The organism is Clostridium sp. M62/1, assembly GCF_020736365.1.
Classification (GTDB): Bacteria; Bacillota; Clostridia; order Lachnospirales; family Lachnospiraceae; genus Otoolea; species Otoolea saccharolyticum_A.
On record NZ_CP085988.1, the window covers coordinates 417,501 to 443,779 of the forward strand.

At 48.5% G+C, this 26,279-nt stretch carries 21 protein-coding genes, 7 tRNA genes and 1 rRNA gene (1 of these 29 only partly in view); 25 read left to right on the forward strand and 4 right to left on the reverse strand.

The window, feature by feature from the left end:
- The 17 genes from LK436_RS02255 to rsmI all read left to right on the forward strand — a co-directional run.
- Positions 1-2,227 (forward strand): 23S ribosomal RNA (locus LK436_RS02255) (it extends 659 nt beyond the left edge of the window).
- 84 nt (positions 2,228-2,311) lie between these two features.
- Positions 2,312-2,385 (forward strand) — tRNA-Asp (locus LK436_RS02260).
- 29 nt (positions 2,386-2,414) lie between these two features.
- Positions 2,415-2,487: transfer RNA gene (locus LK436_RS02265), tRNA-Val, on the forward strand.
- Positions 2,488-2,495: 8 nt separating this feature from the next.
- A tRNA-Thr gene (locus tag LK436_RS02270) sits at positions 2,496-2,568 on the forward strand.
- Between the two features lie 23 nt (positions 2,569-2,591).
- Positions 2,592-2,673, forward strand: a tRNA-Tyr gene (locus tag LK436_RS02275).
- A 59-nt stretch (positions 2,674-2,732) separates the two neighbouring features.
- A tRNA-Met gene (locus tag LK436_RS02280) sits at positions 2,733-2,806 on the forward strand.
- A 59-nt stretch (positions 2,807-2,865) separates the two neighbouring features.
- A tRNA-Phe gene (locus tag LK436_RS02285) sits at positions 2,866-2,938 on the forward strand.
- Between the two features lie 80 nt (positions 2,939-3,018).
- A tRNA-Lys gene (locus LK436_RS02290) sits at positions 3,019-3,091 on the forward strand.
- Positions 3,092-3,253: 162 nt separating this feature from the next.
- On the forward strand, positions 3,254-4,012 hold the full coding sequence (locus LK436_RS02295) for a M15 family metallopeptidase (protein WP_008397137.1): 759 nt from the start codon (positions 3,254-3,256) through the stop codon (positions 4,010-4,012).
- A 192-nt stretch (positions 4,013-4,204) separates the two neighbouring features.
- Positions 4,205-5,227 carry a ComEC/Rec2 family competence protein gene (locus LK436_RS02300; RefSeq protein ID WP_008397136.1) on the forward strand — a complete coding sequence of 341 codons (1,023 nt, stop codon included), beginning with the start codon at positions 4,205-4,207 and terminating at the stop codon, positions 5,225-5,227.
- Positions 5,228-5,532: 305 nt separating this feature from the next.
- Positions 5,533-7,470 (forward strand): hypothetical protein, encoded by a 1,938-nt coding sequence (locus LK436_RS02305; protein ID WP_147594754.1) that lies wholly within the window; start codon positions 5,533-5,535, stop codon positions 7,468-7,470.
- A 148-nt stretch (positions 7,471-7,618) separates the two neighbouring features.
- Positions 7,619-9,238, forward strand: coding sequence for a decarboxylase (locus tag LK436_RS02310; protein ID WP_347476053.1), 1,620 nt, complete (start codon positions 7,619-7,621; stop codon positions 9,236-9,238).
- A 1-nt stretch (position 9,239) separates the two neighbouring features.
- Positions 9,240-9,923 (forward strand): guanylate kinase, encoded by a 684-nt coding sequence (locus LK436_RS02315; RefSeq protein ID WP_008397132.1) that lies wholly within the window; start codon positions 9,240-9,242, stop codon positions 9,921-9,923.
- Positions 9,924-10,130: 207 nt separating this feature from the next.
- Entirely contained in the window at positions 10,131-11,120 is a 990-nt protein-coding gene (holB, locus tag LK436_RS02320) for a DNA polymerase III subunit delta' (protein WP_008397131.1), read from the forward strand.
- A gap of 4 nt (positions 11,121-11,124) precedes the next feature.
- On the forward strand, positions 11,125-12,033 hold the full coding sequence (locus tag LK436_RS02325) for a PSP1 domain-containing protein (RefSeq protein ID WP_008397130.1): 909 nt from the start codon (positions 11,125-11,127) through the stop codon (positions 12,031-12,033).
- A 42-nt stretch (positions 12,034-12,075) separates the two neighbouring features.
- Positions 12,076-12,828: a tRNA1(Val) (adenine(37)-N6)-methyltransferase gene (locus LK436_RS02330; RefSeq protein WP_008397129.1), complete on the forward strand. Its 753-nt coding sequence runs from the start codon at positions 12,076-12,078 to the stop codon at positions 12,826-12,828.
- An 18-nt stretch (positions 12,829-12,846) separates the two neighbouring features.
- Entirely contained in the window at positions 12,847-13,725 is an 879-nt protein-coding gene (gene rsmI / locus LK436_RS02335; protein ID WP_008397128.1) for a 16S rRNA (cytidine(1402)-2'-O)-methyltransferase, read from the forward strand.
- A gap of 172 nt (positions 13,726-13,897) precedes the next feature.
- On the opposite strand, the gene LK436_RS02340 is transcribed toward rsmI, so the two are convergent.
- The 4 genes from LK436_RS02340 to LK436_RS02355 all read right to left on the reverse strand — a co-directional run bounded on the left by LK436_RS02340 (position 13,898) and on the right by LK436_RS02355 (position 17,289).
- Positions 13,898-14,278, reverse strand: a complete 381-nt coding sequence (locus tag LK436_RS02340) for a heavy-metal-associated domain-containing protein (protein WP_008397127.1) — start codon at positions 14,276-14,278, stop codon at positions 13,898-13,900.
- Positions 14,279-14,502: 224 nt separating this feature from the next.
- A complete protein-coding gene (gene glgB / locus LK436_RS02345) occupies positions 14,503-16,476 on the reverse strand; it encodes a 1,4-alpha-glucan branching protein GlgB (RefSeq protein WP_008397125.1) in 1,974 nt (657 codons plus the stop codon).
- Positions 16,477-16,616: 140 nt separating this feature from the next.
- Positions 16,617-16,841: a DUF2508 family protein gene (locus tag LK436_RS02350; protein WP_008397124.1), complete on the reverse strand. Its 225-nt coding sequence runs from the start codon at positions 16,839-16,841 to the stop codon at positions 16,617-16,619.
- Positions 16,842-16,959: 118 nt separating this feature from the next.
- Positions 16,960-17,289 (reverse strand): ArsR/SmtB family transcription factor, encoded by a 330-nt coding sequence (locus LK436_RS02355; RefSeq protein WP_008397123.1) that lies wholly within the window; start codon positions 17,287-17,289, stop codon positions 16,960-16,962.
- Between the two features lie 285 nt (positions 17,290-17,574).
- On the opposite strand from LK436_RS02355, the gene fsa reads away from it, so the two are divergent.
- From fsa to LK436_RS02395, 8 genes are all read left to right on the forward strand, one after another.
- Entirely contained in the window at positions 17,575-18,231 is a 657-nt protein-coding gene (gene fsa, locus LK436_RS02360; RefSeq protein ID WP_008397122.1) for a fructose-6-phosphate aldolase, read from the forward strand.
- A gap of 658 nt (positions 18,232-18,889) precedes the next feature.
- Positions 18,890-19,387, forward strand: coding sequence for an A24 family peptidase (locus tag LK436_RS02365; protein WP_265586102.1), 498 nt, complete (start codon positions 18,890-18,892; stop codon positions 19,385-19,387).
- Positions 19,384-20,400, forward strand: a complete 1,017-nt coding sequence (locus tag LK436_RS02370; RefSeq protein ID WP_008397117.1) for a hypothetical protein — start codon at positions 19,384-19,386, stop codon at positions 20,398-20,400. Before LK436_RS02365 ends, LK436_RS02370 begins: the two co-directional genes overlap by 4 nt.
- 223 nt (positions 20,401-20,623) lie before the next feature.
- The gene (locus LK436_RS02375) at positions 20,624-21,781 is read left to right on the forward strand and encodes a CpaF family protein (protein WP_008397116.1); all 1,158 of its coding nucleotides are present in this window, start codon (positions 20,624-20,626) and stop codon (positions 21,779-21,781) included.
- Positions 21,732-22,538 (forward strand): type II secretion system F family protein, encoded by an 807-nt coding sequence (locus LK436_RS02380; protein WP_008397115.1) that lies wholly within the window; start codon positions 21,732-21,734, stop codon positions 22,536-22,538. The genes LK436_RS02375 and LK436_RS02380 overlap by 50 nt, the downstream gene beginning before the upstream one ends.
- Complete coding sequence (locus tag LK436_RS02385; protein ID WP_008397114.1) at positions 22,528-23,919, forward strand: hypothetical protein; 1,392 nt, start codon at positions 22,528-22,530, stop codon at positions 23,917-23,919. The genes LK436_RS02380 and LK436_RS02385 overlap by 11 nt, the downstream gene beginning before the upstream one ends.
- Positions 23,920-24,098: 179 nt before the next feature.
- Positions 24,099-24,251 (forward strand): hypothetical protein, encoded by a 153-nt coding sequence (locus tag LK436_RS02390; protein WP_008397113.1) that lies wholly within the window; start codon positions 24,099-24,101, stop codon positions 24,249-24,251.
- 185 nt (positions 24,252-24,436) lie between these two features.
- On the forward strand, positions 24,437-25,957 hold the full coding sequence (locus tag LK436_RS02395) for a tyrosine-type recombinase/integrase (protein ID WP_008397112.1): 1,521 nt from the start codon (positions 24,437-24,439) through the stop codon (positions 25,955-25,957).
- Positions 25,958-26,279: the final 322 nt, after the last annotated feature.

The window sequence follows — 26,279 nt, forward strand, 5'->3', positions numbered from 1 at the left end:
AGCGAAGGCGAGTCTTAACAGGGCGTCAAGTCAGCATGTGCAGACCCGAAACCGGGTGACCTATCCATGTCCAGGTTGAAGTTCCCGTAAAAGGGAATGGAGGACCGAACGCACATCCGTTGAAAAGGGTGGCGATGAGGTGTGGATAGGGGAGAAATTCCAATCGAACCCGGAGATAGCTGGTTCTCCTCGAAATAGCTTTAGGGCTAGCCTCGTATTAGTTTAGCGGAGGTAGAGCACTGAATTTCCTAGGGGGCGTCAAAGTCTACCGAAGAATATCAAACTCCGAATGCCGCATAAATGATGTACGGGAGTCAGACTGCACGAGATAAGTTGGGTAGTCAAAAGGGAAAGAGCCCAGACCTACAGCTAAGGTCCCAAAGTGTGTGTTAAGTGGAAAAGGATGTGGGATTTCGAAGACAACTAGGATGTTGGCTTAGAAGCAGCCACACATTCAAAGAGTGCGTAATAGCTCACTAGTCGAGAGGTCCTGCGCCGAAAATGTCCGGGGCTAAAACACAACACCGAAGCTTAGGAATCCTAAGGGATTGGTAGAGGAGCATTCTATACGGGAGGAAGCAGTACCGATAAGGAGCTGTGGACTGTATAGAAGAGAGAATGCCGGAATGAGTAGCGAGATGGAGGTGGGAATCCTCCAGGCCGAATATCTAAGGTTTCCAGAGTAAAGCTGATCTGCTCTGGGTAAGTCGGGGCCTAAGGCGAGGTCGAAAGACGTAGTCGATGGACAACAGGTTGAAATTCCTGTACCACATATCATCAGAACTGTGGGGACACAGAACCGGAGGAAAACCCGGGAATGAAAAGACCGGGGCAAGCAGAGGACTGGTCAGGCTGGCAAATCCGCCTGGCAACAGGAGACTGTGACGCGTACCGAACAGAAGTAGGGAAGTTTCCGTAGGGGCTGTCGAGAAAAGCCGCTATTGTGTGATATGTGCCCGTACCGTAAACCGACACAGGTGGATGAGGAGAGAATCCTAAGGCCGGCGGGAGAAGCATTGTTAAGGAACTCGGCAAAATGACCCTGTAACTTCGGGAGAAAGGGTGCCATCGAAAGGTGGCCGCAGAGAATAGGCTCAAGCAACTGTTTAGCAAAAACACAGGTCTATGCAAAACCGTAAGGTGAGGTATATGGGCTGACGCCTGCCCGGTGCTGGAAGGTTACGAGGAGAGGTTAGGGAAACCGAAGCTTTGAATCTAAGCCCCAGTAAACGGCGGCCGTAACTATAACGGTCCTAAGGTAGCGAAATTCCTTGTCGGGTAAGTTCCGACCCGCACGAAAGGCGTAATGATTTGAGCGCTGTCTCGACAATGCACCCGGTGAAATTGAAATACCAGTGAAGATGCTGGTTACCTGCGCCAGGACGGAAAGACCCCATGGAGCTTTACTCTAGCTTGATACTGGGATTCGGTACTGCATGTACAGGATAGGTGGGAGACGAAGAAGACGGGACGCCAGTTTCGTCGGAGTCGCTGTTGGGATACCACCCTTGTGGTACTGGGTTTCTAACCAGCTGCCGTGACCCGGCAGTGGGACAATGTCAGGTGGGGAGTTTGACTGGGGCGGTCGCCTCCGAAAGGGTATCGGAGGCGCTCAAAGGTTCCCTCAGAATGGTCGGAAACCATTCAAAGAGTGCAAAGGCAGAAGGGAGCTTGACTGCGAGACCGACGGGTCGAGCAGGTACGAAAGTAGGACTTAGTGATCCGGTGGTATGAAAGTGGGATTGCCATCGCTCAACGGATAAAAGCTACCCTGGGGATAACAGGCTTATCACTCCCAAGAGTTCACATCGACGGAGTGGTTTGGCACCTCGATGTCGGCTCATCGCATCCTGGGGCTGAAGTAGGTCCCAAGGGTTGGGCTGTTCGCCCATTAAAGCGGTACGCGAGCTGGGTTCAGAACGTCGTGAGACAGTTCGGTCCCTATCCGGCGCGGGCGTAGGATATTTGAGAGGAGCTGTCCTTAGTACGAGAGGACCGGGATGGACTGACCTCTGGTGTATCTGTTAGACTATCAAGTCTATGGCAGAGTAGCCAAGTCGGGACGGGATAAACGCTGAAGGCATCTAAGCGTGAAGCCCCCCTCAAGATGAGATATCCCATACGCAAGTAGTAAGACCCCTTGAAGACGACGAGGTAGATAGGGCAGAGGTGGAAGTGCAGTAATGCATGGAGCTGACTGTTACTAATCGGTCGAGGGCTTAACCAAGAGGTTGGGTAGGAAGGATGGAAAGGTAGGAAGAAGGAAGAGCGGAAGTTCAATGTGTGGTTTTGAGGGTATGTATCCTCATTTGGCCCGGTGGCTCAGTTGGTTAGAGCGCCGCCCTGTCACGGCGGAGGTCGTGGGTTCGAGTCCCATCCGGGTCGCTTTAGCGACAAGCTAAAAATTAAAATCTGGGGTCTTAGCTCAGCTGGGAGAGCATCTGCCTTACAAGCAGAGGGTCATAGGTTCGAGCCCTATAGGCCCCATTTCATTTGCCGATGTGGCTCAATTGGCAGAGCAGCTGATTTGTAATCAGCAGGTTATCGGTTCGAGTCCGATCATCGGCTCTAGGCGAAAGCCAATTTCATATGGATGGATTCCCGAGTGGCCAAAGGGGGCAGACTGTAAATCTGTTGCGACACGCTTCGGTGGTTCGAATCCACCTCCATCCATTTAAAATAAGTATTGATATTTTGATACTTATTGTATATAATAGTAATGTAAATATTGACGCGGGGTGGAGCAGTCTGGAAGCTCGTCGGGCTCATAACCCGAAGGTCGTAGGTTCAAATCCTGCCCCCGCAATTTTTTTATGCATTTTTTTAGACGGAGTCATCTGTCTGGTGAAGGTGCATAAGGAAAATGCCCAGATAGCTCAGTTGGTAGAGCAGAGGACTGAAAATCCTCGTGTCACTGGTTCGATTCCGGTTCTGGGCATTTATTTTTTTGCTTATGAATGTATGTTTAGAACAAAACATTCGTTTTGAAACGAAGCTTGTCATTTCAATAATATTTCCGGGGTATTAGCTCAGTCGGTAGAGCACTTGACTTTTAATCAAGTTGTCCGGGGTTCGAATCCCCGATGCCTCATCCTTAAAAATAAGCGGGAAGCCTTTAAGATAAGGGCTTTCCGCTGTTTTTGTTATGATAAAAACTGACTGGAGGCTGCCAAACGCAAAGAAGACCTGATAACATTTTTGGACAGACCGAATATGATATGTAAAATGATATATGATAATAAAGGAAACTTGCATGAGAGATATCACATTATGTCATCCAAGACTTCAGCATCTGGCCACTCAGTGGCAGAAGGAGTGTCTGGATCAGGGGATTATTGTGGAGATTGGGGAAACGCTCAGGACTGTAAAGGAGCAGGATGCGCTGTATGAGCAGGGCAGGACAAAACCTGGGCCGATTGTTACAAATGCAAAAGGGAGCAGCTATTCCTCACAGCACCAATGGGGGATTGCCTTTGATTTTTTTCTAAAAATGGATATTAACGGAAATGGAGCTGTAACAGATGATGCCTTCAACGATTCTACGGGAATGTTTGAGAGGGCAGCTTCTGTGGCAGAGAAGCTGGGTCTCGGATGGGGAGGCAGATGGACGAGTATTGTGGATAAACCTCATTTATATCTGCCGGATTGGGGAAGCACAACGAAAGAATTGAAGAAAACTTATAAAAATCCCAAGGCATTTATGGCGACCTGGCCGAAAAAGGCAGATGAGGGCTGGAAGATGGCCCAGGACGGCATTCGCTGGTGGTACCAGTATTCAGATGGCTCCTATGCAAAGGATGGATGGTTTTGGATGGAACGAAACAGTGCCTGGTATCTGTTTGACAGGGACGGTTATATGCTGACTGGACTTCAGAAAGATTCAGAAGGCCAGTATTTCTTTCTCTGGCCTGAGCATGATTCCAACGAAGGAAAATGTATGGTGACAGATGACAGGGGGGCCCTGAAAATTGTGTCAAAGTATGATTTTGACAGGCATAGATACATTATGTAAAGTGAAGACAGGATGAATGGGATGCATGCGAGAAAAAGAATTAAAGGGAATGAAACAGCAAACCAGAAAGAGATGGCGGGAAAAGAAAATCGTCAGAATTTGTTAAGTTGTTTTATTCCATGCTTATTGATATAATCGCAGTTAGATAAACCTCATGAAAGGACAGAAGATGGGAATCAGAAAGGATGGAAGATGAAAGAAAACCTGAAAAAAAGACTGAAAAATAGAGGAAAAAGGCTGATGGCCGCGTTTATGGCGGCATTTATGATGTTTCTGGCAGTGCCGGCCGGGGAGAGCAGGGCTGATGAAAACGGATTGCTGATCGAGGCCATTCAGCAGGGGCAACAGCCTGGACAGCCGGCTGCCGGCTCGGCTACAGACTCTAAGGAGGAGGCGTATCTGGGAGGAGCAGCGCTTACAATGCTGGCTTCTCAGACTTCTGGCCAGAATATGTCGTTTCTGCTTCAGACAAATAACGGGGAGGTCATTGTCATAGACGGCGGGCTTGATCAGGATGCAGATCATCTGGTGGAGACGATTCAGTCTATGGGAGGCAGGGTGTCTGCCTGGCTGATCACGCATCCCCACAGTGACCATATCGGAGCTCTGACAAATATTTTAAACAGGAATCCCGTTCCAGTGCAGATTGACAGCATCTACTACTCCTTCTTGTCCAGGGAACAGTATGAGAAGGGCGATAATATGGGGCGCATGTCAGATTACGATAATCTGATGGCTGCATTTTCAAAGACAGCTCCGGAAAAGCTGCATACTCCTCTCTCAAAGGGGCAGGAATTCTGGGTGGACAACGCCAGAATTACCGTGATGAATGAGCCGTTTTACACAGAGTACAATACATTTAACAACAGCTCAGTGGTTTACAGGATTGACATTAACGGGAAGAGGATTATGTTTCTCGGGGATCTGGGATGGGAGCCGGGAACCAGGTTAATTCGCATGTGGAATTATAATGAATTGGAATCGGATGTTGTTCAGATGGCACACCACGGCCAGGACGGAGTGGGGGAGAATCTTTATCAGGTTCTCCATCCGGAAATCTGCTTTTGGCCTGCTCCGGACTGGCTCTGGGACAATATGAAGGACGGAGTGGCAGGCGCAGGTTCCTACAATACGATGAAAACACGGGCATGGATGGAGCGGATAGGAGTCCAGAGAAATTATGTTGCCAAGGACGGAGATCAGGTGCTCCGTTAAGGATGGAATGGTACCGGGACATGCAGCTCTGATATGCAGATAAGAGGCAAAAAAGAAGTAAAAGAATGACATGCAGGAATATCCTGCCCTGGTATGACAGATACCCGGGCAGGACATTCCTGCTTTTTTTTACAGGAGGCTGAAAAACAAGGAAGGATTTACTGCTCAGGAAGGGGAGGGGACGTTTCTGTGCGATTTATTTTCAGAAAAACGGTGGAAAAAAAGGGAGTTTTACCTTAAAATAATTACAATAACTGTTTGAGGGAATGCCTGTGATGGGATGTGTTTGGCAGGAGGAAGTTTTTATGAAGAAGCAGACATTGCTTGAGCGGACGGCGGCTCAGGTGAGAATGGGGCAGACGGAAGAATTTGAAAATTTCTACATTCTGACTGTCCAGGATGTGTTTCAGGCTGCCTGTGAGGCCCAGGGACACGAGAAAGCAGGAGATCTGGTAATTATTACTTATGCTGAACTGTTCGGCCAGAGAGAGACGATTCCGGAGTCTGAGGAGGCTATTAGAAACTACCTGAGGGAGCTTGTCTTTCACCATGCGGGGATGGCGCCGGAATCTGAGTCTGAGCCTGGAAGTGATCCGGAAAAAATTTCAGAAAATATGGCTGCAGAGCTTTGGATGACGGTGGAGGAAAAGGCGGGAATTTCGAAGGATGAAGCTGTGGAGGAGAAGGAGGAAAGCTCCCCGGGAGAATATGTAAAGAGCTTTGTACGGGTGACTCTGATGTTTGTGGTGCTCGGGATTGCCGCATTTATCCTGTACAGGGGAGTAATCCAGTTTATTGATGAACATAACAGAGTACAGGATACTGTTTCAGAGGGGACTGAATCAGAGGGCATCTACAAAGCAGGGGAGAACGGCACAAGTGATGGAAAAGCGCCGGATAGTGAAAATAAAACAGAGAACATGGATGGAAAGGAGGACCAGGCTGTTTCATTTCGCCTTGAGGGGGACAGGCTTCTAGTTGATTCTGAGGAAGGCGGGATGGAGACGGGAGAACTCTTTCTGGGAAGGCAGCGTCTGATTTTTGAGGACGGAGAGCTGACGGGAATTGAGAGAAACAGGCAGACAGAAGCTTCCCAGAATATCTTTTATGACGGAGAAACTAAGTATACGGTAAGGGATGGGGACATTTACCGGAAAATTCCCGGTCAGAAGGAGGAGTGCGTCATCCGAAACGGCCATGTGGAATGGGCCGATTTTCGTTTCCAGAGTCTTTACTATGTGTGCAGCTATCAGATTCCCAATTCTGAGCAGATAAAGAGGACAGCCTATATGGCGGATAGAGATGGGGAAAATCAGTCAGAGCTTTTTACAGACAGTGCTGTTTTAGATAATGACGGACTTCAGTTTACAGAGGACTGGGTGTATTACCGAAAGGGAAATTCTGTATTCAGAACTGGCATGAGAGAAGCGCGAAAGGAAAGAATGGTCAAAACTCAGGGTGAGTATTTTGCTTTTGGGGATACTCTGTTTTATATGGATGAGAATGGACTGAACTGTGTTTCCGAGGGAGAGACAGATTATGCAGAGGGGGAAATTTTGCTGCCGGCTCTGGAAGATGGACAGATTGTGTTTGTGTACGAGGACGGAGAGCCGGCTCAGCCAGATGAAAACGGAGAACTTCACATCGGGGACATGGTCTATACGATGGATGGAAATGCTGTGACAGCAGTAAGGCCTGCCCAGCAGATTTATGGGAATGAATTATACTACCTGTATGGGAGCGGAATGGACAGAAAAATTTATAAAAAAGCCATTGACAGTGATTCGACTGCGCTGGTTGCTCAGAACGGCATATACACGGACAGCTTCTGCATCATAGGAAGCTGGCTTTACTACAGCGCCTGCATGGAAAATATTGACGGGGTACAGTACAGCCAGACTTACAGGGCAAATCTGGACACCATGGCCCAGGAGAAGGTGGGGCGCCTGTTCCAGGGAGTGATCACAGCCATGTACCCGGACAGGGAAGAAAACAGGATTTTCGGGGAATATATTTCTGAAACGGTGGACGGGAAGATTCACGGGAATATCTGTGCGATTATGGAGGACGGACAGATGGGAATTATCGAGGATTCTATTCCGAGAAACAGCGGAAATGACAGACTGTCCTTTGTAGCTGCCCAGGGAGATGATATTTACTGTTTCTACCACGAATGTACGTATGACAGTACATCGGGAGTGATCCGGGATATAAGTACAGAGGCATCGCTGGTAAAGTGGTAGAGAAGAGATGAGAAAGAGATAAAGATTAGATAAAGAATAGATTGAGAATAGATAAAGAAACAGAGGAACCATGAGAGACGAAACGCCAGACGGGGCAGGGCTGCTGTCATGGAATAAACAGAAACAGGAACCTGGAAGGAGCAGGAGTATGCGTCTGATTGACAGACTGGAGGAATATGGAAGGTCAGATTTTTATGGCTTCCACATGCCGGGACATAAAAGAAGGCAGGAGCTGGGGATAACTTCCTTCCCCAATCCGTTTTCTGTGGATATTACAGAGATCGAGGGGTTTGACAACCTTCACCACGCAGAGGGAATTTTGAGAGACTCCATGGAGCAGGCGGCTCAGATTTACGGGTCAGACAGGACGTATTATCTGGTCAATGGCAGCACCTGCGGAATTCTGGCAGCCATCAGCGCGGCGGTGCCCGAGGGAGGAACTCTCCTGATGGCAAGGAATTCTCACAAGTCAGCCTACCATGGAGTGATGCTCAGGGGACTGAAGGCCCTGTATGTATATCCTGAGATCTTTGAGGAATATGGAATTCAGGGAGGGATCTCTGCCGAAAAGATAGACAGGATTTTGAAGGAGCAGGGGAAGAGGGAGATAGGAGCTGTCTTTCTCACCTCTCCCACCTATGAGGGAATTGTGTCGGATGTGGAACGCATTGCAGAGACTGTCCATTCATACGGGCTTCCTCTGATTGTAGATCAGGCTCACGGCGCCCATCTTGCATTTGGAGAAGGGACGGGAAAAGGCAGGAGAGAGGGGAGGCTGTTTGCGCGCTCTGCGCTGGAATTGGGAGCGGATGTGGTGATTGAGAGTGTGCATAAAACACTTCCCTCTCTGACGCAGACGGCTCTGCTCCATATAAGAGGCAGCCGCATTGACAGGGAATGCCTGGAATTTTATCTGAGAGTGTATCAGAGCTCCAGCCCCTCCTATCTTTTGATGGCTTCCATCGATAACTGTATTCAGTATATGGACTTGGAGGGAAGAAAACACCTGGAGAAGTACGGAAGGCGTCTGGAGCAGTGGATGGAGAGAGCGGAGGAATGGAAATGCCTGTGGATCCTTGACGATTCTGTGATCGGGCGCAAGGCTGCAGCAGACAGGGATCTGTCAAAGCTGGTGGTGGGCATAAGACCCCATGTCAGGAGAGAACTTGGAGAGAAGACTGCAGAAGAGAACGGCGGCCGGGAAAGATACAATGGAACCTGGCTGGCAGCAGAGGTAAGAGAACGGTTTCATCTGGAACCGGAAATGTGCTGCGACAGGTATGTGATTTTTATGACCTCCCTGATGGACAGCGAGGAAGGACTTTTGCGGCTGATGGAGGCTCTGTGTACGATCGACAGGGAGTTATGTGAAAAAGCGGCAGAAGAGAACAAAAGGGAAGGCACAGAGGAAAGCAAAAGGGAGGATGAAAAAGGGGCAGAGCTGGCTGCGCAGGACAGCCGGCTCTTTACCTGGACGAGAGATACAGAGGTGAGGATGAATATGTCTGAGGCTATCAGACGGCCTGGCAGGCGCATTCGCCTGGAGCAGGCAGCAGGACTTGTGAGCAGAGGATTTCTCACCGTCTATCCGCCAGGAGTTCCGGCCATAGTTCCCGGTGAGGAGATTTCCAGGGAGGCGCTTCAGATGATTCTTTCCAACAGAAGGCTGGGCCTGACTGTGGAGGGAATTTATGAGGACGGGACAGTGGACACTGCAGTCAGGGAAGCGGTTGAAAAGAACGGTAAAGAAGGACAGATGGAAAGATAAGATGAAGCAGAAAACAGGAACTGAATTAGAACAGGGAAGAGGACAAAGAGAAGAGGAGAGAAACGAATACGGGAAAATCTACTTTGTGATGGGAAAGAGCGCTTCGGGAAAGGATACCATTTACAAAAAGCTGCTGGAACGTATTCCGGAGCTGAAAACCATTATCCCCTATACAACCCGGCCTATGCGGGAGGGAGAAAAGGAGGGGGCAGAGTACCATTTTACAGATGAGGCCTCCTTACAGGAGATGTGGGAAATGGGAAAGGTGATTGAAAAGAGAACTTATCATACGATGTACGGCCCCTGGAGCTATGCAACCGTCGATGACGGGCAGATTGATCTCAGGGAGGGGAACATTCTGATGATAGGAACGCTTGAATCCTACCAGAGTATCCGCAGCTACTTTGGACGGGAGAATACAGTCCCCCTCTATATTGAGGTGGAGGATGGAGAACGGCTTGAACGGGCTCTGAACCGGGAAAAACAGCAGAAATGCCCGCGATATGCGGAGCTGTGCCGCCGTTTTCTGGCTGACGAGGAGGATTTTTCAGAGGAAAAGCTGGCTGAAGCAGGAATCACCGCGCAGGACAGATATGAGAACCGGGAGCTGGAAAAGTGTTTAGACGATCTGGCCCAGAGGATAACAGGGTTTCCCTTTTATTCTCGCTTTCCTCAAAAGGGATAGTGTGATATAATAGCGAGGAAAGCGCATGCCATGCTTGCATGAGCATGCATTTGACGAGCGGCCCATCGAGACGTCAGTCGAGATGGTATAATGACCGCGAAAGTCTGTATCAGGAGGATACGAAATGACAGCCGCACAGGCAGTGAGAGAAGAGACAGCGGCTTTAATGCGCAGCTTCTATGCATAACATTTTCTTCAGGAGGAATCATGGCAGGCTTTAAAGATATTATCGGACATGAAATGATAAAGGATCATTTTCAGAAAGCAATCGAATACCACAAGGTTTCCCATGCGTATATCCTTTCGGGCGAGCAGGGGATGGGAAGGAAGACATTAGCTAAGGCATTTGCCATGACGCTGCTCTGTGAAAAAAGTGATAAGGAACCGTGCATGGAATGTCATTCCTGCAAACAGATACTGAGCGGGAACCATCCGGATGTGATCTGGGTCACCCATGAAAAGCCAAACAGCATCGGTGTTGACGATATACGGGAGCAGCTCAATGACACCATACAGATTAAGCCCTACAGCAGCGCCTACAAGATCTATCTGGTGGACGAGGCGGAGAAAATGACGGTTCAGGCTCAGAACGCCCTTTTAAAGACCATTGAGGAGCCGCCGTCCTATGCGGTGATTATTCTGATGACCACCAACGAGGAGGCATTTCTGCCGACCATCCTGTCACGGTGTATTAAGCTGAAGCTGAGACCATTAAAGGATCAGACCGTCAGCAGCTATCTGATGGAATCCATGGGAATCGGGGAGAGCCAGGCGGATATCTATGCGGCATTTGCCAGAGGAAATCTGGGAAAGGCCATTCATCTGGCGTCTTCAGAGGAGTTTAAGCTGCTTTACAGGGAGATTCTGAACCTTTTAAAGCATGTGAAGGAGATGGATCTTGTCATGCTTCTCGACTACATCAGGAAGATGCAGGAGGAAAACCTCGATCTGGACGAGTGCCTGGATTTCATGCAGCTCTGGTACAGGGACATTTTGATGTACAAGGTGACAAAGGATATGAACTGCCTGATTTTTAAGGAGGAATATACAACCGTCAGCAAGCTCTGCCAGAACAGCTCCTATGAGGGGCTTGAGACCATTCTGAATGCCATTGACAAGGCAAAGGCAAGGCTGGCGGCCAATGTAAATACAGAGCTCGCCCTTGAGCTTATGCTCTTAACAATGAAGGAGAATTAGATTGATGATAAAGGTAATAGGTGTCAGGTTCCGGACGGCGGGAAAGGTTTATTTTTTCGACCCGGCCGGATTGGAGATCAACACGGGAGATCATGTAATTGTAGAAACAGCCAGGGGTATTGAGTTTGGCCATGTGGTTCTCGGCAGCAGGGAGGTGGACGAGTCCAAGGTCGTTCAGCCCTTAAAGTCCGTGATCCGTATGGCTACGGCAGCGGACGAGGAGACAGAGCGTAGGAATAAGGAAAAGGAGAAAGAGGCCTTCGGCATCTGTCTGGAAAAGATTAAAAAACACAATCTTCAGATGAAACTCATTGACGCGGAGTACACCTTCGACAACAATAAGGTGCTCTTTTACTTTACTGCTGACGGCAGAATCGATTTCAGGGAGCTTGTAAAGGATCTGGCTGCCGTGTTTAAGACCAGGATTGAGCTTCGCCAGATCGGAGTCAGAGATGAGACGAAGATCATGGGAGGAATCGGAATCTGCGGACGCCCCCTGTGCTGCCATACCTACCTGTCAGAGTTTATCCCCGTCTCTATTAAGATGGCCAAGGAACAGAATCTGTCCTTAAATCCCACAAAGATCTCAGGCGTCTGCGGCAGGCTGATGTGCTGTCTGAAAAATGAGGAGGAAACCTACGAGGAGTTAAACAGCAAGCTGCCGGGAATCGGCGACTATGTGACGACGGACGACGGCCTCAAGGGAGAGGTCCACAGCGTAAGTGTGCTGCGCCAGCTGGTAAAGGTAGTGGTGACAGTGGGAAAGGACGAAAAGGAGATCCGGGAATACCCGGTAAAACGCCTGAAATTCAGACCGAAGCGCAGAAAAGAAAAGGTAAATGTGGATGCGGAGTTAAAGCAGCTGGAGGCCCTTGAAAAGAGGGAAGGAAAATCCAAGCTGGACAATAACTGATCCAGGTGAAAACTTCGTGAAAGACTCAGGAAGGGACAGGACTTGAATACAGAGAAAAGAGAGATTGAACTGAGAGAGGATGAGAGGATCGACGATCTTCACAGAAATGGCTACCGGATCATCCAGAACCAAAAGGCATTCTGCTTTGGAATGGATGCAGTGCTTCTGTCTGGATATGCGTCGGTAAAGCCGGGGGAGAGGGCTCTCGACCTGGGAACGGGGACGGGGATTATCCCCATCCTTCTGGAAGCCAAGACAGAGGGCAGCTATTTTGCTGGGCTGGAAATCCAGGAGAACATGGCCGAGATGGCAAGAAGGAGCGTTTGGCTCAACGGCCTGGAGGGGAAAATTGAGATTGTGACAGGAGATATAAAAGAAGCAGGCCGGATTTTCGGTGCTGCCTCTTTTGATGTGGTGACATCAAATCCTCCCTATATGAACGACAGCCACGGGCTGAAAAATCCGGATCTTCCCAAGGCCATTGCCCGCCATGAGGTGCTCTGCACCCTGGAGGACGTGGTGCGGGAGGGAGCGAAGGTGCTCCGGCCGGGAGGCCGGTTTTATATGGTGCACAGGCCTCACAGGCTCATTGAGATTATCACTGCATTTACGAAGTATAAGCTGGAGCCAAAGAGGATGAAGCTCGTACACCCCTTTGTAGACAAGGATGCCAACATGGTTCTTATAGAGGCGGTGAAGGGGGGGCGTTCCATGATAAAGGTGGAAAAGCCGCTGATCGTGTACCGGGAACCGGGGGTTTACATGGATGAGATTTATGATATCTACGGGTATTAAAAGAGGAGGGAACGGAAGATGGATGACAAGGCTCTTCTGAGTGAAAAGACACAAAAGGCAGGGACGGGAAAGCTGTACCTGTGCGCCACTCCCATCGGCAATCTGGACGATATTACCCTTCGGGTGCTGGATACTCTGAAAAACGTGGATCTCATCGCTGCGGAGGATACCAGGCACAGCATCAAGCTGCTGAACCATTTTCAGATTAAGACTCCTATGACAAGCTACCATGAGTACAACAAGGTGGAGAAGGCCAGGTACCTGGTGGATCAGATGAAGAAGGGGGTAACGGTGGCGCTGGTGACGGATGCGGGGACACCGGGTATCTCCGATCCCGGGGAGGAGCTGGTGCGCCAGTGCCATGAGGCGGGGATTCCCCTCACCTCTCTTCCGGGGCCTGCAGCCTGCATCACAGCCCTGACTATTTCCGGTCTTCCCACCAGGCGTTTCTGTTTTGAGGCCTTTCTGCCGGCGGATAAGAAGGAACGGCAGTGGATTCTGGAGGAGCTGAAGAAGGAGACTAGGACGATCATTGTCTACGAGGCTCCCCACCATCTGGTGAGGACGCTTTCAGAGCTTGCGGCTGCTCTGGGGGAGAGGAATATCACCGTCTGCAGGGAACTGACAAAGCGCTATGAGGAGGCCTTTCGCACCACGTTTTCCGGCGCTCTGGAATTTTATAAGGAGAATGAGCCTAAGGGCGAGTGCGTGGTAGTCATCGAAGGAAAATCCTTTGACCAGGTGAACCGGGAGAAGCAGCAGGAGTTTGAGGAGATGACCGTCGAGGAGCATATGGAGCTGTATCTCTCACAGGGGATGGATAAAAAAGAGGCCATGAAGCGGGTGGCCAAGGATCGGGGGATCAGCAAGAGAGAGGTTTATCAGGCGCTTCTGTAGGGGAAGAGGGGAAGTGGGGAGAAAAGGGGAAGTTTTTTTGTTCCGATGAAAGTCACAAAGAAACTTCCCCTTTTCTCCTGGATGAATGGGAGGAGAGGCCGCCCCGCTCTTTCAGTTCAGACAGATAGGAATGTTCATCTTAGCACTCGCAATGCTGGCTAAATTTCTTATTTTAATCAGTTATCCGGATGACGGTGTACCCCTGTTTTCTGACGGCATTTTTTAAGAGCTCCGGGTCCATGGGCTGCTTCATCCGCACCAGGGCTTCCTGGCTTCCCAGATCCACAGAGGCCCAGACTCCGTCAAGGGCGTTTAATGCATTTTCCACCCGGTTTGCGCAGTTTCCGCAGGACATGCCGTCAATTTTCAGGATTTTTGTGTACGGATAATGGGCTTTGTTTCGATCCGATACTCTCCTTTTTTTGACTGTTCCCTCCCCGCCTGCACCGCAGCAGCCGGAGGTGAGCTTCTTTCTGTATTTCTTTACAGAAAAAATACAGATGACGGCCAGTATGACACAGATGACAGCCGTTGAAATCGTTCCTCCTGACATGGCAAAAGACCTCCTTTACACAATGGTTAGCTAATACTAACTTTCTGTTATTATACCTGCAGCGGACATGCTGTGTCAAGAGGGAAGAAAGGGGAGAAGGAAGCTGGAGGGCAGGAAAAAGGGCCGCCGCAGAAGCGGCAGCCCTGAATCTGTCCATAGACAGTGGGAAAGTGGAAATAGACGGCGAAAATGGACAGCGGAAGGAATAGGGAATATTCCATCTCTTAAAAGCGGAACACGGCCGTCCCGTAGGGGGGAAGCGGATAAGAGAAGGAGTAGGGCTGGCCGTCGCACTCTCCCTTCTTGGAGCGGTAAACGTGCACGTCATCGTTTTTCTCATAATATCCGTGATGGCTGTCCAGAACCAGGGTGAAATTGCCCCGCTTCGGCACGCCTACCCGGTAATCCGCCCTCTCCACCGGAGTGAAATTGATGATGAAGAGGAGATTTTTCTTCTTCGTTTCATCCCGGCGTACGAAGCTGAAAATGCTTCGGTCAGCGTCGTTGGCATTGATCCACTGGAAGCCTGCGTAGTCATTGTCCAGGCGGGACAGGCAGGGGTATTTCCGATAGAGGGTGAGAAGGCCCCTTACATAGCTTTGAAGATCTGCATGGAGGGGTTCGTCAGCCAGATACCAGTCCAGAGATACCTTTTCATCCCACTCGTGGAACTGGCCGAAATCCTGTCCCATAAACAGCAGCTTTTTGCCGGGATGGCCCAGCATGAAGGTGTAGCCTGCCTTCAGGTTGGCGAATTTGTCCTCGTAGATGCCGGGCATCTTATTGATCATAGAGCATTTTAAATGGACAACCTCATCGTGGGAGAGAACGAGGATGAAGTTTTCACTGGTGGAGTAGGTAAGCCCGAAGGTCATGTGGTTGTGGTTAAATTTCCTGTAAATGGGATCCAGCTTCATGTATTCCAGGAAATCGTGCATCCAGCCCATGTTCCACTTGAAGGTAAAGCCAAGTCCGTCATCCTCCGGCCGGTGCGTGACCTTCGGCCAGGCTGTGGACTCCTCGGCGATAATCATGCAGCCGTCCTTTCTCCCTGTCAGAACACTGTTTAAATGCTTGAAAAATTCGATGGCTTCCAGATTCTGATTGCCGCCGTACTGGTTGGCAACCCACTCCCCGTCCTTTCTGCCGTAATCCAGATAGAGCATGGATGCCACTGCATCCACCCTCAGTCCGTCTATGTGGTACTGCTCGATCCAGTAGAGGGCGTTGGCGATCAGGAAATTTTTGACCTCGTTCTTTCCGTAATCAAATACCTTTGTACCCCAGTCGGGATGCTCTCCCTTGCGGGGATCTGCGTACTCATAGAGGGGTTCCCCGTCAAAATCAGCAAGCCCGTGGGCGTCCCTGGGAAAATGGGCGGGAACCCAGTCTAAAATAACGCCGATTCCTTTTTTATGGAGATAATTTACAAGGTACATGAAATCCTTGGGAGCACCGTAGCGGGAGGTGGGAGCATAATAGCCGGTCACCTGATAGCCCCAGGAGCCGTCAAAGGGGTGCTCTGCGATCCCCATAAGCTCCACATGGGTATAGCCCATATGCTTTACATAGTCTGCAAGGGCCTTGGCTGCCTCCCTGTATGTATAGCAGTTGTCCCGCTCCGGACGGATGGTTTTTCGCCAGGACCCCAGATGCACCTCGTAGATTGCGAGGGGAGCCTTGACAGGGTCTGTCTGCTTCCTCTTTTCCATCCAGGCGGAGTCGCTCCAGGAAAAGCCTGTAATGTCAGAAGTTACAGAGGCAGTTCCCGGCCGGTATTCGGCGCTGAAGGCAAAGGGATCGGATTTTAAGAGCAGAGAGCCCGTTTGGGTGGTGACAGCGTATTTATAGAGCTCGCCCTCCTTTAAATCAGGCACAAAGGCCTCATAAATTCCCTGTCCATTGATATTTTTCATGGGATTTTTTTCGGGATTCCATCCGTTGAAATCCCCTACTACGCTTACGGACTGTGCGTGAGGCGCCCATACGGCAAAGTGCATGCCGGCTTTTTTCCGGTAGGTGTAAGGGTGGGCTCCCATCTTTTCATAGAGACGGTAATGGCGTCCCTCACCGAACAGGTAGAGGTCGAGTTCACCAAAAAATCCCATTCCTGCTTTTGAAGTTTTTGTCTTTTGCCCGGCCGTTTTTTTCATGTACTGGTCCTTGCCAAAAGATTTGGTATCTGTTGTTGTGTTCATAACTAAGTTCCCCCTGAAATACAGGCCTGCAGGACATGAAAGAATCCGGCATCCGGTAACAGTCCTGCCAATGCCATAGTTTTTGTTTGGATAATCAGTGTCCCCCTGTGAGCCAGCTTTGATAAGAGATGAAAGCTCTTCTAAAGTTCCTGGCTTTTAATTCGGCGCAGGAGAAACTGATAACGCAGCTGGGCTGCGTTGATCTCGTAAATATAGCAGTCGATAAGCACCGGATCAACTGCCTGATCAAAGTGATTTCTGGCGCAGTCCATTTCGGCCATGATCCGGCGCAGCTCATCCTTCACAGTCATCGCAGTAGGCTTTCCTCCGGCCTTTGCTTCCTGTTTTGTTTTTGTCTTAATCATGTATTTTTCCTCCTTTGAAGCCTAGTATGGCTGGAAAAAAGAAAAAATATGTGCAGAAACGTGCAGCAGTTCAGATAAAAGGATAAATTGTTAAAAAAAGGAAAAGGAAAGTCAGTCCCTAGTCAGGGGACTTTATGCCGAGGAAGGACTGGAGCCTGCGGCCCAGACCGATGAGCTCAGCTGTGGCCTCGGAGATTGTGAGATAGTAGTAATTGCAGGTCCCCGAGCGCCTGATATCGATAAGTCCAGCCTCTTTTAAAATTTTCAGATGGTGGGAGACAGCAGGCCTTGAGAGGCTTGTATACTCTGTGATTTCCTTCACATTCAGGCCGTGCCGGCTCATATTTTCCCGGGAAAAATCTCCGCTGCAGTTTTTAGAGGCGGCTTCCGTCAGCACCTCCACGATTGTGAGACGTATTTCGTCGCCCAGCGCTATGAAGAAGGGCATGCACTGGTGAAATTGTTTTTTTAAATCTTCTGCCTCTGTCAGAACATCACACCTCCTTTGCGCCTGTATGGCGATAAAAAGTTAAAAAATTTGGTCTGCAAATTTACTGAAAGTATTGGTTTAAAAAAATGAACTAATATAGGAATATTTTAACACCTGTAAGAAGAAAAAGTCAATGGGGAAGAGAAAATACAACTTCGGTTTATATTGCAAATGAGTGTGAATGTGATAGAATAAATCTATGCGTGAAAGCATTTGATGAGAGTCCGGTGAAAGGAGAAAGGTATGAAATTTTTTATTGACACGGCTAATGTGGATGAGATCAGAAAGGCCAATGACATGGGGATTATCTGCGGAGTTACGACAAACCCATCTTTGATTGCCAAGGAGGGACGTGATTTTAAGCAGGTAATCGAGGAGATTGCTTCTATCGTCGACGGGCCGATCAGCGGGGAGGTAAATGCCTTCACAACTGATGCAGAAGGGATGATTCGTGAGGGACGCGAAATCGCAGCCATCCACCCCAACATGGTAGTGAAAATTCCTATGACAGCGGAAGGACTGAAGGCTACAAAGGTGCTTTCTTCAGAAGGGATTAAGGTAAATGTAACACTTATTTTCTCGGCAAATCAGGCGCTGCTGGCAGCGAGAGCAGGAGCAGCCTACGTGTCGCCGTTTGTGGGAAGGCTGGACGATATCTCAGAGCCGGGTGTGGAGCTCATTGAAATGATTATGGATATTTTTGAAACCCACGGAATTGAGACAGAAGTAATTGCCGCCAGCATCCGTACAACCATGCATGTGACACAGTGTGCACAGGCAGGGGCAGACATCGCCACCGTTCCCTATAAGGTGCTTGAGCAGATGCTTCACCATCCTCTGACCGATCAGGGAATTGTGAAATTCCAGGCTGACTACAGAGCTGTATTTGGAGAAAAATAGATATCGAGAACATAGGACAGGCGCATCTTCTTTTTGAAGGGAGAGGATGCGCCTGTTTCATTTCTTAGGGCTGTTTCAGTGCTTCCCGAGGAATGGGTAACAGTTTTAACTGGCCTGAAATATGCACAAAAAAACAGGCCTATTTTTAGCAGAAATTACAATATAAAGTGGGAAAATTTCGCTTGACATTTTAGAACTGCATGACATAATGAGGTTACATTTACAGAAGCAGGAGACAGCTTCGGAGGCACTGCCATTTGATGATTGTGAAAGCTCGAATGTGCTGGTTTCCGTGCTTCTGCAGCATCATATCTTTGCCATTTTAGAGAGCTGCGCGCGTCTATATCTTTACGAAAGTCTGTTATGAGAAAAATCCATTCAGCATTTTCGCTGAAAATCTGGGAAATGGTATTATCGCAAAATTTTATCTTCTAACCAGCTCTGAAGCTGGGCTTGGATGTCCCATTTTGAGCTGGCACATTCAAATAAATGGATGTCTGTGGGGGATTTCCTTAAAATATCTGTCCGCAGTTAAGGCCCCCTTAGACGGGAAGGGTTATGGCCGGACAGAGAAGGAAAATCGGGGAAGAAGGCTCAGGGGAAAAATGAGAAAATCTGTGGGAGGAGGTGAAAAGATGGGGAGGAGATAAAGTGGATTCTGCACGCATTTTTGACAGCTGTATGTCTGTGTGATTTCAGAGATGGGAAAATTCCCAACTGCCTTTCAGTTATGATCCTTCTTTCAGGCTGCGGCTATCTGTTTATGACAGGGGGGATTGTCTCTGCTGGAAAAGCCCTTGCTGCCTGCTGTCTGGTTCTTCTGGCATTTTACCCTCTGTTCTGGCTGCGGATGATGGGGGCAGGTGATATCAAGGTCATTTCTGCCATTCCCGCCTTTTTAAGCAGCCGGGAATGGTTTCAGGTGGTGGGGTGTGCATTTGTGCTGGCGGGGATATGGTCTGTGTACAGCATGGTGAGACGAAAAGCCCTGAAAGAGAGGTTTGCCTGTTTTTTTAGCTATGTACAAGGCCTTCTGGAAACGGGGATGAGAACGCCCTACAGCAGTCTGGAAGCAGATTCATGGGAAGTTTTGCGTATAGGGCCGTTTCTCTGGGCAGGCATGACTGTTTTTTTGATGAGAGGGGGCATAGGATGAAGCGGATTCTGGCTGTATATGACGTAGATCCGTTTTATGCACAGAGGTTTGCAGAAGTGGCAAACCAGAGGGAAAACATACCATTTACGGTGATGGCCTTCACTTCCATGGAGCGCCTGAAAAATTATGTGAAGGAGCATCAGGTAGAGCTTCTTCTCATAAACAGTCAGGTAGGTCAGGAGGAAATAAGGCAGCTGGGGATCAGCAGAGTCGTCTCTCTGACAGAAGGGGAGGGGACGGATGCAGATTATGAATATCCCTCCGTCTATAAGTACCAGTCGAGTGCCGGAATAATCAGGGAAGTGATAGCCTGCTACAGTGAGAGAACAAAGGAAATCTATTCCGCCGAATCGGGTACGCCTGCCAGGATTATCGGGGTATACTCACCGGTGGGAAGATGCCTGAAAACATCGTTTGCCCTGACGATGGGCCAGCTTATGGCTTCTGACAGGAGAGTCCTCTACATTACGCTGGAGGATTATTCAGGGATGGCGGCTATGACGGGGGAAGAATACAAAAATGATCTGTCAGACGTCCTCTACTACTTCGGACAGGGAAATTTTAATCTTCTAAGGCTCAGCGGAATTGTACATTCCATTGGAAATATGGATTATATTCCTCCAGTGAGATACCCGGAGGATCTTTCTCAGGTCTCCTCCTCGGATATGGCGGATATGATCCAGCGCCTGGCGGCAGAGAGCGGCTATGAGATCATGATTATCGACGTGGGAAATTACGGGCATCAGGCAGCTCCGCTTTTATCTGTGTGCCAGGTTATCTATATGCCTGTAAAGGAGGACAGTATTTCAGCGGCTAAAATCCAGGAGTTTGAAGATTATCTGGGCAGGGTGGGGAAAAGAGAGGTTATGGACAAGGTCAGGAAACTGAAGCTTCCCTATCACAGGAACTTTGGAAAAAAGGAAAATTACATCGAGCAGCTTTTATGGAGTGAGCTGGGGGATTATGTGAGGAGGCTTCTAAGAGGAGGAAACCGCCAGGAAATTGACTTCTAGGGCGGATCCTCCACTGTGAAAGAAAAGGAAGAGGCAGGACAGACAGGCAGAGGGAAAGAAGGGACAGCATACGGGCTTTGTATCGGGAAGAAAAGAGGGAGGGGAAGAGCGCTGCCAGGCCGTTTCCGGGGGCGGTGATGAATGGAAAGAAAGAAGAGAACCGGACAGTACGGGAAAAAGGCTTAAGTCCAGGCTTCAGAGGGAGCTTGAGGGAAGAAGGCAGGTGGAGGAGGAAGAGCTTACCGGTCTGATCGATTCCTTTATCAGTGAGGAGGGCGAAAGGGAGTATCTGCCTCTGAGAGAGAGGCTCCGTCTTAGAGCAGAGCTTTACAATTCATTCAGAAAGCTGGACATTCTCCAGGAGCTGGTGGACGATCCTGGGATCACAGAAATTATGGTGAATGGGCCGGATTCTGTCTTTGTGGAGAGCCAGGGAAAAATCAGAAGATGGGAGAGGACATTCGAGAGCCAGGAACAGCTGGAGGATTTGATCCAGCAGATTGTGAGCCGTGTAAACAGAACGGTGAACGCATCGTCACCGATTGCGGATGCCAGACTGGATGACGGTTCGAGAGTTCATGTGGTGCTGCCTCCGGTGGCGCTGAACGGCCCGGTTCTTACTATCAGAAAATTCCCGGAGCCTATTACGATGGAGCGCCTGATCCGGCTGGGAAGCATTACAGAGGAGGCGGCCGGTTTTCTGAAAAAGCTGGTAGCATCAGGCTATAACCTTTTTATTAGCGGAGGAACGGGATCTGGCAAGACCACCTTTTTAAATGCCCTTTCTGAATTTATTCCTGAGAGCGAGCGACTGATCACCATTGAGGATTCGGCAGAGCTTCAGATTACCCATATTCCAAACCTTGTAAGGCTGGAGACAAGAGCGTCAAACCATGAGGGAAGCCGCGAAATTTCAATCAGGGATCTGATAAGGGCAAGCCTGAGAATGCGGCCGGATCGGATTCTGGTGGGGGAGGTGCGAGGCGCAGAAGCCCTTGAAATGCTGCAGAGCATGAACACCGGCCATTCCGGCTCAATCTCGACCGGACATGGAAACAGCAGCAGAGATATGCTTCTGAGACTGGAAACCATGGTTCTTATGGGGGCTGAGCTTCCGCTGTCTGCCATAAGAAGCCAGATCGCGTCTGCGATTGATATTCTGATCCATCTGGGGAGACTGAGAGACAGAAGCAGGAGAGTCCTGGAGATAGCGGAGGTGACAGGAATTGAACATGGGGAAATTACCCTTCATCCACTTTTTCAGTTCAGGGAGAGAAAGGAAGAAAAAGGAAAAGAAAATGAGGGGGTCAGGGGATGTCTGGAAAAGGTTGGTGAGCTTCAGGATCGGCAGAAGCTGGAACTGGCCGGGGAAAAGCTGTGACAGAGGCGAAAAAGGGGCCTTTCTCTATGACAGGTATATCCTTTCCTGCTCAGAGTGGCTTCTCTATGCAGGGCAGGGAATCTGTGCGTGCGCAGCAGTTTCCTATGTATTTTACAGAAACGCGGCTGTTTTCTTCCTGTTTCTTCCGGCTGGAATTCTTTATCCGCTGTACAAAAAAAGGGAGCTGAAAAAGCGCAGAAAGGAGGAGCTGAAACGCCAGTTTAAGGAGGCAGTCCTCATGCTCTCCTCTTCTCTGGCTGCCGGTTATTCCATGGAAAATTCCTTTTCTCAGGCGGAGATACAGCTCAGGGAGCTTTACGGAGAACGGGCAATGATGGCAGATGAATTCTCTGACATGAGAAGACAGCTTTCCCTGAACCGCACACTGGAGGAGCTGTGGAGCGATTTTGCCGATCGAAGCGGTGTGGAGGAAATCAGAAGCTTTGCGCTGATTCTCAGGTCTGCCAGACGAAATGGAGGGAGAATGGGAGCTGTGATTTCTCACATAGCAGAGATCATAGGGGGAAAGCTGCAGGTGCAGGAGGAGATCCGGACAATGACGGCCCAAAAGCAGTTTGAACAGAAGATTATGAATCTGCTGCCGATATTGATAGTTCTCTATATCGATGTGACCTCGCCCGGATTTTTTGATTCCATGTATGAGACAACTGTTGGAAGGATTGTGATGACCGTATGTCTGGCTGTGTATGCGGGGGCGTACGTCCTGGCTGGGAGGATGTTGGAAATTGAAATTTAGTTGGAAGGCGGCAGGGAGGCCAGACAGGAAAGAGAGCATTGTCAGGTGGGAGAGAGGACATAGGAAACAGGAAAGCACAGGAGGGCAGAACAGAGGGAGAATTAAGAAAGAGGAAAACGGGGAAAGAAAGGCCGCTGACTCAGAGCGCAGAAAGAAACAGGCAGTCTGCCTGGCAGCTGGAATCCTGCTTTTTATCGCATATCCCATGACAAAAACTGACTCAGAATTTTTAATTAATGGAACTATGATAGAGAGAAATTCCTACGGGCAGGGAGAACGGGAGGGCACAGTTCTGGTAGAAGGGCTGTCGGAGGATGAGCTGAAGCTCCCGATCAGCCTTGCAGAGAGGCAGTACAGCAGAGAGGAGGCGCGCATACAGTTTGATCTGGCACTGGAGGAGGCCAGACAGCTGATGCTTGGAGAAAATGAATCGCTGGAACAGGTATCTCATCCGTTAAGCCTGCCCTCCTGGCTGGACAGTATGGGAATGGGCATGAGATGGGAGGCTGAGAATCCAGAGCTGGTAAGCTCCAGCGGTGAAATCAATCTGGGGACGCTGGAAGATTTGCTTGAAACAGACAAGACTGACTGTGCAAAAACGTCTCTTTTCGTGACATTTGAGGCAGGAGAGTATGAGAAAACCTATGAGATTCCTGTCACTCTGAAGCTGCCTGAGCAGACGGAGGAGGAAAAACTCCTGGCACTGCTGTCGAAAAGAATTGAAAAGCTGGATGAGGAGCAAAGATTCGCAGAGAAAATGAAACTGCCGGAAGAGCTGGACGGAAAACGGCTTTATTACAAAAATGAGCCGGAATATGACAGAGTCCTGTTTCTGGTTTTGGGAACAGCTGCTGCTGTGGCTTTGGAATTTCAGAAGACTGCCAGGCAGAGGGAGGAACAGAAAAAGAGGAACAGAGAGCTGCTGTTTGATTACTCGGATATTGTTTCTGGCTTATGTGTTTATCTGAATGCAGGGCTGCCGGTCAGGAAAGCCTGGGAGCGGCTGGCAGAGGAATACCGAGAAGGGCTTGAACTTCCCGGCAGCAGAAGGAGGGCTGGCTATGAGGAGATTGCAGCCTCTGTGAGTGCTATGAATCAGGGAATGCCGGAGCTGAAAGCTTATGGAGAATTCGGGAGAAGCTGCGGGCTCAGATCTTACAGAAAACTGGCCGGTCTGATGACACAGTATGTAAAAAACGGCTCAGGAAGTCTTTTAAAAAGCCTGGAAGAAGAGATGGAATCTGCATTTGAGGAGCGCAAGGAAGCTGCAAGAAGAGCCGGAGAGGAGAAAGGAACGAAGCTTTTGCTTCCGCTGTTTATGATGCTTATGGTGGTTATGGTAATGGTGTCTGTGCCTGCATTTCTGGCATTTGGAATTTAGCTGAACAATCGGAAAAGTTCCAAAAGAGCAGGCTCAGATAAAGAGAAAAGGTACCTTAAAAAACTGCAAAATCCATACCCGGACAACAGAGAAGGAAGAGGGCAGGGGAAGCATATCGCACAAAAATCTGGATGTAAGTAAGAGGATGGAGAGAGCTATATTGTGAAAGGAGAAGAAGGATGAAAGACACAGGGGTTCAAAGAGAAAGAAAATTAAAATCCGATGGTCTGCCGCAGGTGGTAAAGAGGGAAGCCGCGGCGTTCTGGGAGGATGAGAGCGGAGTGGGAGTCATTGAAATTGTGCTGATCCTCGTGGTAAATCCTACCCCCTAAAAGGACAGTAAGCACAAGGCTAAACCGTTGATTTAGCAAGGAAAAAGAACTATATACACACTTTTGACTATACAGTAGGCTTGTGAAGTTTTCCAGGGAAGGGGTTCACAATTTAGTAGGTTTGCTGAATGGATATGTGGAGGGAAACAGGGTATTGTGTTGTAGTAAGACCAAGGAGGTGTGCTATGACACAAAAGCTGATGTTCTCCGAATTATATCACTATCAGAGGGCCACAGAGCAGCAGAGAGAGCAGGCGGGGATTTGCGCAGAGGACTATTATGACCTGAATTGGTTTCAACATGATGTGTTAAACGTCGAAGTGGAGATGTTCATTCTGCATAGGGCCTATGAGAAGCCGTTACATATCCTAAAAAGAGAAAGAGCAATTGTGGATATTATCGGTTGGTTCTGTATGGAGTGCGAGCCATATATGGATAACCTGGTGGATTATAAAAACGGGAGGATTATAAAAGGATTTAATCAATGGTTCAGTATCCTTCGGTTGAAAAGGGTGATAAGTCGATATGGATCAGACGAGGAGAGTGATTTGACCTTCAAGGAGATTGAAGAGTATCTTAGAACCTTGATAGGATACAGCAAAGAACATGATTTTAGAACAGAAATTGAGAAGCAAAGATGGGACCTAAGAAAGCTGGAGATGCCTTATCGGACAAAAGTGACAGAGAGATGTTTTTCAATTAGTTTTACGAATATCGCGCAGATACGCATGCGATATGAAATGAAAAAGACCGTACTGCTTTGGATGAAACAATTTTCTGCAGGCACTATCAGAGGAAGAATTGCCGCTTTTGCTAAATTTTCGAACTATCTTCTGGAACGGTATGCCTGGGTGGAATCGATCCGCCAGCTAAATAGGGATATGATAGAAGATTATTTGATTTACCGTAAAGTAGAATGTATTTCTACAAAAGGATTTTCGACAGAGCTGAAATCATTAAAAGCGACTCTGGATGAATGTGCATTAATTTTTGAGTGCAACAGCCTTAAAGGACTGATCCTTGATACGGATGTGCCAAGCAGACCTAAACACAGGCTTCAAACTTATTCAGAAGATGAACAGAAATTATGGATAGAAGCAACTCGGCATATGGAAGGACAAGTCGGACGTGCGCTGCTTCTACATATGATTTTGGGAACAAGAATATCCGAGATCCAGTCATTAAGGCAGGACTGCATAATAAAAAAAGAGGAGCACTATTGGATTCGAATCGATGGTATAAAGGGCAGAACCTATTTAAAGCCAATTACTGAAGAGATTAGGGCGATTATTGAAAAGGCAATTTGCTATACCGAAGAAGTGTGCGGAGCTTCGGAGTTTGTTTTTGCAGATAAGAGAGATCCGGCCAAACCGATGCCATATTCTACGATAGTTTACCATCTGAATAAAGTTATTAATGAGTTTGATATGAGAGACGATCAGGGAAAGCGATTTAAGTCCAAGACACATATATTCAGACATTGTTATGGAGTGAAGCTGACAGAACTCCATGTACCGGATGAAATAATCGCTCTGCTTTTGGGGCATAAAAATACAGACAGCGTCCAGGTTTATAGACGAATGAGCAATAAAATTATGGCTGAAGAGACAAGGCAGGTCAGAAGAAAAATTGACGATATTTTACTTGAGATTGTAAAAGAATGGGATGGATATGAAGATATTTATACATTCGAAAGATTTTTATAGGAGTGTGTATGGAATACAGTAATCATTGCGCGGTATATGGAATCAGATATTTTAATGTGATTTTTTATTTATTAGCAGAAACCGAAATGGATTCTTATAAAATCAACCTATTAGGGGAACAGATAGAAAACGGACGTTCCATAAAGATGAGGGATATTCATATGTGGTGCTTAAGCCAAAATATCTGCTACAAGACGATATTTAAGTACCGTAGAGATTTCCCTATAAGAGCAAATATATGGAACTTCTATTCTTACTGCAGATTTATGTTAGAGAAACACTGGAATACGATTAAATAAAGGGTAACCTTTTTCCATATAGA

Coding starts and splice junctions, on each gene's coding strand:
- rsmI (WP_008397128.1), top strand. CDS start 12,847: ATGGATGACAAGGCTCTTCTGAGTGAAAAGACACAAAAGGCAGGGACG.
- LK436_RS02300 (WP_008397136.1), top strand. CDS start 4,205: ATGAAAGAAAACCTGAAAAAAAGACTGAAAAATAGAGGAAAAAGGCTG.
- LK436_RS02340 (WP_008397127.1), bottom strand. CDS start 14,278: ATGTCAGGAGGAACGATTTCAACGGCTGTCATCTGTGTCATACTGGCC.
- LK436_RS02305 (WP_147594754.1), top strand. CDS start 5,533: ATGAAGAAGCAGACATTGCTTGAGCGGACGGCGGCTCAGGTGAGAATG.
- glgB (WP_008397125.1), bottom strand. CDS start 16,476: ATGAACACAACAACAGATACCAAATCTTTTGGCAAGGACCAGTACATG.
- LK436_RS02315 (WP_008397132.1), top strand. CDS start 9,240: ATGAAGCAGAAAACAGGAACTGAATTAGAACAGGGAAGAGGACAAAGA.
- LK436_RS02295 (WP_008397137.1), top strand. CDS start 3,254: ATGAGAGATATCACATTATGTCATCCAAGACTTCAGCATCTGGCCACT.
- holB (WP_008397131.1), top strand. CDS start 10,131: ATGGCAGGCTTTAAAGATATTATCGGACATGAAATGATAAAGGATCAT.
- LK436_RS02310 (WP_347476053.1), top strand. CDS start 7,619: ATGCGTCTGATTGACAGACTGGAGGAATATGGAAGGTCAGATTTTTAT.
- LK436_RS02395 (WP_008397112.1), top strand. CDS start 24,437: ATGACACAAAAGCTGATGTTCTCCGAATTATATCACTATCAGAGGGCC.
- LK436_RS02370 (WP_008397117.1), top strand. CDS start 19,384: ATGAAGCGGATTCTGGCTGTATATGACGTAGATCCGTTTTATGCACAG.
- LK436_RS02355 (WP_008397123.1), bottom strand. CDS start 17,289: ATGCCCTTCTTCATAGCGCTGGGCGACGAAATACGTCTCACAATCGTG.
- LK436_RS02390 (WP_008397113.1), top strand. CDS start 24,099: ATGAAAGACACAGGGGTTCAAAGAGAAAGAAAATTAAAATCCGATGGT.
- fsa (WP_008397122.1), top strand. CDS start 17,575: ATGAAATTTTTTATTGACACGGCTAATGTGGATGAGATCAGAAAGGCC.
- LK436_RS02350 (WP_008397124.1), bottom strand. CDS start 16,841: ATGATTAAGACAAAAACAAAACAGGAAGCAAAGGCCGGAGGAAAGCCT.
- LK436_RS02325 (WP_008397130.1), top strand. CDS start 11,125: ATGATAAAGGTAATAGGTGTCAGGTTCCGGACGGCGGGAAAGGTTTAT.